Genomic DNA, 8,708 nt, shown 5'->3' with positions numbered 1-8,708 from the left:
TTTTGAGACAGCCTCTTTTTTATTTTAAAATAATGGACTTCCCTTCTTTAGCCGAGCGTTTTGCCGCTTCCAGGATTTCGACTACCGTGACATTATTGTGGATCGATCCAAGATCATTTTCCGGCATCATGGCATCTTTCAGGACCTGTTCCAGATAGGCAATATGGTTCTCAAAATAGGGGACCGTAGTTGGTACATTTGTAGGTGGATCATTCTGTTGTTTATATTTTAAAAGCTCTTTATCATTTTTGGCATAGAGCTGAGCTTTTGTGCCAAATACCTGCAGATCTTTAACACTGTATGGCCAAGCCCAAGAAGCTTGAATAATGCCTGTGCTGCCGTCACGGTAGCTCAGTATGATGGTGGCGTTGTCGTCTACCTTGGGATAAACCTCTGGCTTGAGCTGTTGTGTAAAGGCCGTTACCGAAATTGGTCTTTCACCATTTTTGAGCCAGGTCATTAAATTGGCGCCATAACAGCCAAAGTCCATGATTGCACCACCACCGTTTTTTTTCGGATCGGTAAGCCAATCCAGGAAATAATTGCTACAGCCGATTTCTTTTGGTCCTTCATGCCCGTCTTTTACAAGTATGCGTGTGATTTTTCCAATTTCATCCTTGTCGACCAGTTGTTTCAGTTGTTGATTGCTTTTATACCAGGTCGTTTCGTAATTGACCAAAAATGGAGTTTCGAACTGTTTGGACAAAAATGCAATACGTTTTGCGTCAGAAAGAGTTGGAGCAAGAGGTTTCTCTACCATGACAGGGATCTTAAGCGGGAGACAGGTTTCTGCGACGCGGATATGCTCATCGGTTGGATTGTAGGCAAGAACTGCATCCGGTTTAACATGTTTCAATAAACTGGGCAAGTCATGATAGAAGATTGCGTCCGGTAAATTATACTGCGTTCGTATTTTGTTTGATAAAGCTTCATTCGGTTCAGCAATACCGATAATATCGACTTTTTTATCCTTATATAAATTTAAAAGCAAGAATACGTGGTCATGGTTGAGCCCTGCAACAGCCACTTTAAGTCGTTCACTGGCCAGTGCGGTTTGCTGGAAGAATAGGAGCAGGAAAACTAGGCGGATAAAATGCTTCATATGTTAAGTTTAGTCATTATAAATATACCGATTTGTTCTGAGGATATCCCTTGTAAACCCAGGTTACTTTGCGGTGCGATCGGATGATATCGGCAACAATGTCAAAATAGGTTTCTCCACGGCCAGCTTTTAGCTCATCGAGTTTCTTTTGAAAATGCGTTTGATTGAATGGTGATTGTGCGCCAAGCTTTCCCTGATAATAGGCCAAAGTTGTTTCAAGGCCCAATGACGTCCTGCTATGTGCAATATCCTTCCAAACAATGCAATGTGAAGCTGCGTCTTTGAAGGTCCCAAATCCACCGTAAAGCAGGTCGTCAAAGCCGTCTAGGCTTCCTATCTTCCAGCTTTCGCTGGACATGTAGACGGCATTAATTTCATCGTAAAAACTTGCAATATCGTTAATGTTACAGCCATCAACCACAGCCACGCCGAGATCGGGATTGCTCCCCACAAGTTGCTTAAAATCCGTCCAAAGATCCTTCGCAGGAAATATTAAGTCATCCTCTTTATCTTGCCATTTGTTTAACAATTGAACGAGTTCGGTTCTAATGGTACTGGAATGATAGGTCAATGAAGACAAAAATGACCTTAACGCAGTGCTATCCGAATCACTGACCAAAAAATGCGCAAGTGTACCGACCAATTTTTTTTCATCTGTTTTCATCACTGACCTTTATTTTTAATCTTCTGATAATAGTCTAACGAAATCGTTTGCGGTTTTTTAACAAAAAATCCTATACATTTAACGATACATTTAAGGATAAATCTAATGTTATGTTCTACCGATTTACGTGCTATAGTATATTAACCCTTGTGAATATACTCTTTACGTTTGGGATTCCTGTATTTGGGCAGCAACATCCTAACGTTATTGTCATCTTGAGCGACGATGGAGGTTATGATGATTTTGGTTGTTACGGCGGGAAGGAGGTCTACACCCCAAATATTGATGCACTTGCACAAAATGGGGTGCGTTTTCAGTCGGCATATGCCTCAGCGTCGGTGTGCGCCCCTTCTCGCGCGGGATTACTTACTGGCCGATATCAACAGCGTTTTGGTTTTGAACATAATATTTCCAAACGTCCAACAGCGGGTGTCGCACCAGAGGACATCGGGATGGATACACAGGTAGCCACCATCGCCGACTTTATGAAGTATAACGGCTATAAAACTGTGGCCATTGGCAAATGGCATCAGGGGGATGGTCCACAATTCAATCCGCTTAAACGTGGATTTGATCATTTCTATGGTTTTATTGGCGGCGACCGTCCTTACTTCCCAATCCAGGGAGCCGTTAAGCCAACGCAGCTGCTTTATGACGATCAACGTGTAGTCCCCGAAGATTCGATTCGTTATTTGACAGAAACATTGACTGATAAAGCAATTTCGTATGTTCATCAGTATAGAAGCCAGCCTTTTTTTATGTATTTAGCATTCAATGCTGTGCATACACCCGTCGAAGCACCCCTGAAGACCATTGAAAAGTATAAAAATGTAGCCGATCCATTGCGACGGGCTTATCTGGCTATGTTGGACAATATGGATGAAAATATTGGACGTCTGGTCAACCATTTAAAGCAAGAAGGACTTTATGAAAACACCTTAATCATTTTTATGAATGATAATGGTGCGGCAACAAATAATGGTGCAGACAATGGGCAATTGCGTGGTTTAAAGGGATCAAAATGGGAAGGTGGAATTCGGGTTCCCCTTATTATGCAGTGGCCAGCCAAGCTACCGAAAGGGATAACATCCGATGCCATGGTATCGGGTATGGATATTTTACCCACGAGCATCGAGGCAATAAAAGGTAAGAAAATCCCTAGGCAGCAAATCGATGGCATCAGTTTGCTATCTTCCTATAAGGATGTGAAAAATGGGCACGACTATTTATTCTGGCGTCGAGGGATTGCACGTGCTGTGCGACATAGAGAGTGGAAACTGATTGTGGTTAAAGATGATCCGATATTATTGTTCAATCTTAGGGATGACCTTCGGGAACAGCACAATCTGGCCACGAAGTATCCTGAGCGTGTAAAGGAGATGCTGCATAAACTGACGGAATGGGAAAAGGGACTGGAGAATCCAAAATGGCTAAGCTCTGTATTGGACAATGATCAAAATCAACTGATGAAACACCGGATGGATGTCGTCGGACGAGCCGCAGAACGACAATATCCTTAAGTAAAGAATACTAAAAACAGATGAAAGGACTAATCCTATTTTTATTGTCCTTTGCCTTAGTTATGGCAAAGGCGCAGAACAGCGATATGTTTGTGCGTATTAAAAAGCATATATACGATGATGAATTAAGTGGCCCATTGCCCGGTGCAGATAAAACACGAAGCCTATGTAATCAACTGCGTGCGGACGGTATCTGGGCAGATATCGATTACAGCAGTAAGTCAATATCGCTTTGGCCTCCGGGAGAACATTTGGATCGATTAAGGACACTTATTGTTGCCTATGTGTCTCCGCAAAGTGCATCTTATCAGCAAAAATTACTTTACGATAAAATCCTGCTTGCGGCACAATATTGGGCGAATAATCGTTTTGAATCTTCGAATTGGTGGCATAACGAAATCGCTTCTCCAAAGGCCATCGGTGTTTGTCTGATCCTGATGAAATTTGGAAAGGAAAAAATTCCTACTACACTAGAGACTCCACTTGTTGAGCTGATGAAGCGTGGTGATCCTTACACAAAAACAGGAGCGAATAAAAGTGATATTGCCATGCACTATTTTTATCGTGCATTGATCTTGGAAGATGAAAATCTTTTAGCTGCTGCTATGGAGCAGCTGCTTTTTCCGATACAGCTTGTGAATGGCAAGGAAGGACTGCAATATGATTTCTCTTACTTACAACATGGCCCTCAATTATACATTGCAGGCTATGGGGAGGAATTTCTGAAGGGGATCTCAAAAGTTATGGCTTATGTGCGCGAGACACCGTATGCTGTTGATCAGAAAAAACTGGATCTTTTTGAACGTTTTCTCACAGAAACATATTTACCAATTATACGTTCGCGTTATATCGATTTTAATGTACATGGCCGTGGGATCTCACGCCCCAATATCTTGGAAAAGACACAGGAGACTGCCATATTAAAACAAATGAAGCTGATCGATCCAGCTAAAAATGCTGTTTGGAATAAAGCGCTGGCAAAATTGGATAGTGTGCAGCCTTTTGACGCCGAAAATATCGAGGCCCACCGTCATTACTGGAAAGGTGACTACACCACTCATTTACGTAAGCAATTTCATTTTAATGTTCGATTGGCCAGTAGCCGTACCAATAAATCGGAGTCTGGAAATGGAGAAAATATGCTTGGTCGTAATATGTCAGATGGTGCGACCAATATTCAGGTGTTTGGACCGGAATATTATAACATTATGCCTGTATGGGAATGGGATAAAATTCCTGGAACGACAACGCGCGATTATCCGGGCGACCTGGAGCTGAAAGAACAATGGGGAGCACTTGCTGCAAATAACTTTGCAGGCGGCGTAAGCAACGATAAGACAGGGGCTTCAGCTATGTCGGTCGATTACGACGGGGTCAAGGCTCAAAAAGCCTGGTTCTTTTTCGATCGGGAAATTGTTTGTTTGGGGGCTGGGATTCATTGTGCAGCGCCAGAAGCTGTGGTAACAACCTTAAACCAAACCTGGCTTAATGGACCCGTTGTCTGGAATGGAAAGGAAACGTCGATGCTCGATTCAGTACAGCGAATTGTCAAAAAAGGCGAATTTATAACCCATAATAATGTCCTGTATTATTTTCCAACAGCGATGAACGTTGGATTGACAACAAAGGATCAGGTCGGCTCCTGGTATCGTATCAACCGTTCCCGTTCCAAAGATGCTGTACATGGAAAGGTCTTCAAGCTCTGGTTTGATCATGCTGTTGCTCCGAACAATGCGAGCTATGCCTATATTGTTTTGCCTGGCACCAAAACTGTTGATAAAAAAGTAATGCAGCGCATAAAAATTTGGCAGAATACTCCGGATATACAGGCCGTGGAGCATAAAGGGAGCGGGATTCTACAGCTGGTTTGTTATCAAGCGGGAACGTACCAAGTTGGCGATTGGTCTATTAAGCTCGATCAACCTGCTATCATGCAACTGAACCTGCTGGAACCTAAAAAGATTCAGCTTGATATAGCAGACCCACTGCAAAAAGCCAAAATAGTGAAGGTTCAGCTTGTCAATAAACAGCTTCGAGTAAATCAATCTTTGGAGCTTTCGCTTCCACAGGGCGAGTACGCTGGAAGTACTGTAAGCAACCGAATCACTATCGGGAAGAAATAATCCGAATACAATTGGAAAGCTTATAAAAATACCAAGGGGAGATGTTAAATATCTCCCCTTGGTATTTTTTATTTTTTGAGTTGTTCCAACCGTGTCAAACCTTCCAGATAATAATAATCTGCATAGGTCAGCGGAACATCGATTTCCGAATGATGGGGTAAGCTTCCGACGCTATGTTGCAGTAAGAAACCACCATTGGTCGCATATTTGGCAAAATAGGTGCTTCCTGATAATGTTTGCAGGCTTTCCTGAGCAAATGTCAAATAGGATTTGCTTTCGGTGCCCGTGGTCAATGTTGAGAGTTCAATCAGTGCAGACGCAACAATGGCTGCAGCTGAGGCATCGCGCGGAACAAAATTCAATTTCAAGGAGGAAAAATCGGCATCCGATTTATAGCCTGGCTTTCCGGCATTAAAGTCCCAATACGGAATTTTATCTTTTGGAAGATTCGGATGGGTCATGTAAAACTTTGCCGCCGCTTTTGCTGTTTTAAGAAATTCTGGTTTTTTGGTCTCCCGGTATATCATGGTAAATCCATAAATAGCCCAAGCTTGACCGCGTGCCCAGGTTGAATTGTCTGCATAGCCTTGGTTGGTCTGTTGATGGATTGCATTTCCTTTGGCATCGTAGTCCACCACATGATAGGTGCTATAATCTTTACGGAAATGATTTTTCATGGTTTGGGTGGCATGACTGATGGCCGCATCCTTGTACTTGGCATCTCCAGTCAAGTCGGACACATAACACAGCATTTCCAGGTTCATCATGTTGTCGATAATGACTGGATATTTCCATAGGGTCTTGCCGTCCCAAGATTTTTTTTCGTTCCATGATTTGATGACGCCCACCTGCGGATTATAACGCTTGAGCGCAGTATTAGCGGAATGGATGAGGATATCCTTGTAAGCGGCAACCTTTTTGGGATCGTTGAGGTATTTGATGGCATTGCCATAGGAACAATACATCACAAAACCAATATCATGATGTTGATCAAGGTCTTTGGCTTTTTCAAGCGCCTCCGTCCATTTGATCGCTACGGCTTCGGTTTCTTTGTTATGGGTATGGTTGTAGATATACCACAGTGATCCTGGGAAGAAACCGCCGGTCCAATCCCATTCGTCTGTGCCTACCAATTGTCCCGAAGGGCTCAATGTACGCGGGAACTTGTGCTGCTTTTCTGCTGCTTGTTCCAAGAACTGATATTGCTTTTCTGCTGCTTTAAAACTTGTGTCAATAAAGCTTGGTTTTTGATCCGTAAAGCTCAATGCGATCAGACTAGAAGCGATAACAAAAAGCGCTTTTAGACCAGGTTTTCTTTTTTTCATAACGGCTTATATTCTTAGTAAGTTACATAATAATTTCGATTCCTTTTATTTTATAGCCTCTTGGCGAATCGTAAAGGTGTATTTTCCAGTAGATTTGATGCTTTTAGCTGTGAGCTTGATGCGATAAAGTTCCTTACCCCAGACTTGACTCAAACGCGGGTCATCCTGAGGAATGACATCGTAGCTCGCTGTGAACTGACCCGCATCAAAGTGCAAGGTGGCGTGCCCATTATTGAGGAGGATTTCCCCTTTGCCAATTTTTGGTTCCTGAGCAACCAGAAAATGAATGATATTGGCCTGCTTAGGACCTGTGATTTTAAACTCATCCTGAATGTCCAGCCCATTTTGTACGAGGGTATAACTTCTATTCCAGTGCTCAACATTGGCCGACTTCGGATATGCTTTTCCAATATCAAGCTGGAATCTATTTTGTGCAGGCAGAAATGCCACATGTTCAGCTTTATATTCCTTTCCAAAAGATTGGTCGGCTCCATTGATCATCGGAACATTATGGTAAGCACTCTGCATCGTCCAGATACTGTATCTGTCATCGCTAAATGTTTTCTTTGTATAGGTGCCAACACCGGCATCAATAAACAGTGGTTGTTGGTCCTGGTATAAGATAAAACTCCCGACATCGTTATGGTTGTGACTTTCATTATTGAAACCACCTTTGGCGGCAAAGAAAAACGGACCCTTTTTTAGATATATAAATTGTGTTTCCGGATACCACTTCGCATTATTTTGAGGGAGCGCAGCGGTAACGTTCTCTAATTCCGGATAGCATCTCAGGTCCTCGAAGGCACGGAAAATATCCCTTGAAGGTTTGAAATTTGCAGTTTTGTCGCCGGTATTTTCCATATATCGGGCAAATTGCATCATCTCACTACTATTGACATCCTGTCCATAACGGTAGATCAATAGCGGATCGCCACCCCCTTTGGCCGAAGCATCGGCAAAATTAACTACCCATTTATCTCCGCCAATATAGGATTGTGCGATGTACTCGCCCATATCGCGAATTACAGGTTTATCAAAAATATTGATCTTACCCTTGGTGGCCAGCGAAAGTATTTTCAGATAATCGTACAGCTTACCCGCAGCATGTCCCCAATAGGAGGGGCCCTCTTCGCAGGCACCGTCTGTCTTAACATAGTTGATAAAGCGATCCACAGAAGACATCGTCTTATAAATCCCCGCCAGTTGAATATCGGGATTGTCTTCAACCAAAAGTAAGGCCGTAAGAACATTAAAGTTACACCATGGATTCCAGTTATTGACCAACTGTCCTTCCTTGAGTTCAAATGCCTGCCACCACATATCGTTGCGGTCTAGGTAGGGCTGTATAATGCGTTGTTGAATCTGTTGTTTAAGACGGATACTGATTTCGGGGTTTATTGTATTGAATGTATCGCGAAAGAAATAATGAACCCAGGAGAGGAGGGAGCCTACATCACCGGCCATCAGATCGACCACTTGTGTTCGTTCTTGCGGCAATGATCGCTTACTGGACTGAAAGGCCCCAAGGTGTGCCGAGAGCGACCATGTTGCCATTTCCGTCAATTGCCAACTACCATTTAGGATTTGGTCAACAAAGCGCCCCTGTCCTTCTGCAAGCTCCGCCAACAGTAGGTTGGTCAGTGCAGTACAATTTTCATTCATGGGTTTTTCCATGATGCTGCGGTTGCCTGAACGCTCATATTCGAGATAATCTGTTGCTTTAACGACTTGCCATTGGTAGCTAAGGGCCTCATTTCCCTTTTTGATTATACGGTCTTTAAAAGGAGCCATCAGCTTATCCCAGGCCGCCCGATCCGAATAAGCCGGATAGGGGACCCACGATTTGTCATTTCCTAGACTCGCTTTCAGGTTATCCTGCTTAAAGGCGCCAGTCAGGAGGTTCAGATCTTTCCCAAGCAGTCTTTGGGAAGAAAAACTGCTCAGGAAAAGAAATAGAATTACATACATTCTCAT

6 protein-coding genes are annotated in these 8,708 nt (G+C 43.1%); 2 read left to right on the top strand and 4 right to left on the bottom strand.

Annotated elements, in window-relative coordinates; all coding sequences use genetic code 11:
• Positions 1-19: 19 nt before the first annotated feature.
• Positions 20-1,102, bottom strand: coding sequence for a Gfo/Idh/MocA family protein (locus tag B3H30_RS04145; protein ID WP_286833368.1), 1,083 nt, complete (start codon positions 1,100-1,102; stop codon positions 20-22).
• Positions 1,103-1,118: 16 nt separating this feature from the next.
• Positions 1,119-1,769: a hypothetical protein gene (locus B3H30_RS04140; protein ID WP_286833365.1), complete on the bottom strand. Its 651-nt coding sequence runs from the start codon at positions 1,767-1,769 to the stop codon at positions 1,119-1,121.
• Between the two features lie 107 nt (positions 1,770-1,876).
• On the opposite strand from B3H30_RS04140, the gene B3H30_RS04135 reads away from it, so the two are divergent.
• Positions 1,877-3,286: a sulfatase-like hydrolase/transferase gene (locus B3H30_RS04135; protein WP_286778511.1), complete on the top strand. Its 1,410-nt coding sequence runs from the start codon at positions 1,877-1,879 to the stop codon at positions 3,284-3,286.
• 20 nt (positions 3,287-3,306) lie between these two features.
• Positions 3,307-5,409 carry a polysaccharide lyase 8 family protein gene (locus tag B3H30_RS04130; RefSeq protein ID WP_286778512.1) on the top strand — a complete coding sequence of 701 codons (2,103 nt, stop codon included), beginning with the start codon at positions 3,307-3,309 and terminating at the stop codon, positions 5,407-5,409.
• A 68-nt stretch (positions 5,410-5,477) separates the two neighbouring features.
• Here the strand turns inward: B3H30_RS04130 and B3H30_RS04125 are convergent, their stop codons facing one another.
• Both B3H30_RS04125 and B3H30_RS04120 read right to left on the bottom strand, forming a co-directional pair.
• Positions 5,478-6,734 (bottom strand): glycoside hydrolase family 88 protein, encoded by a 1,257-nt coding sequence (locus B3H30_RS04125; RefSeq protein ID WP_286778513.1) that lies wholly within the window; start codon positions 6,732-6,734, stop codon positions 5,478-5,480.
• Positions 6,735-6,779: 45 nt separating this feature from the next.
• Positions 6,780-8,708 (bottom strand): heparinase II/III domain-containing protein, encoded by a 1,929-nt coding sequence (locus B3H30_RS04120; RefSeq protein ID WP_286833360.1) that lies wholly within the window; start codon positions 8,706-8,708, stop codon positions 6,780-6,782.

The organism is Sphingobacterium sp. UBA7038, from assembly GCF_002494055.1.
GTDB classification, from domain to species: Bacteria; Bacteroidota; Bacteroidia; order Sphingobacteriales; family Sphingobacteriaceae; genus Sphingobacterium; species Sphingobacterium multivorum.
Note: the sequence above shows the minus strand (reverse complement) of the source record. Positions and strands in the feature narration are given on the sequence as shown.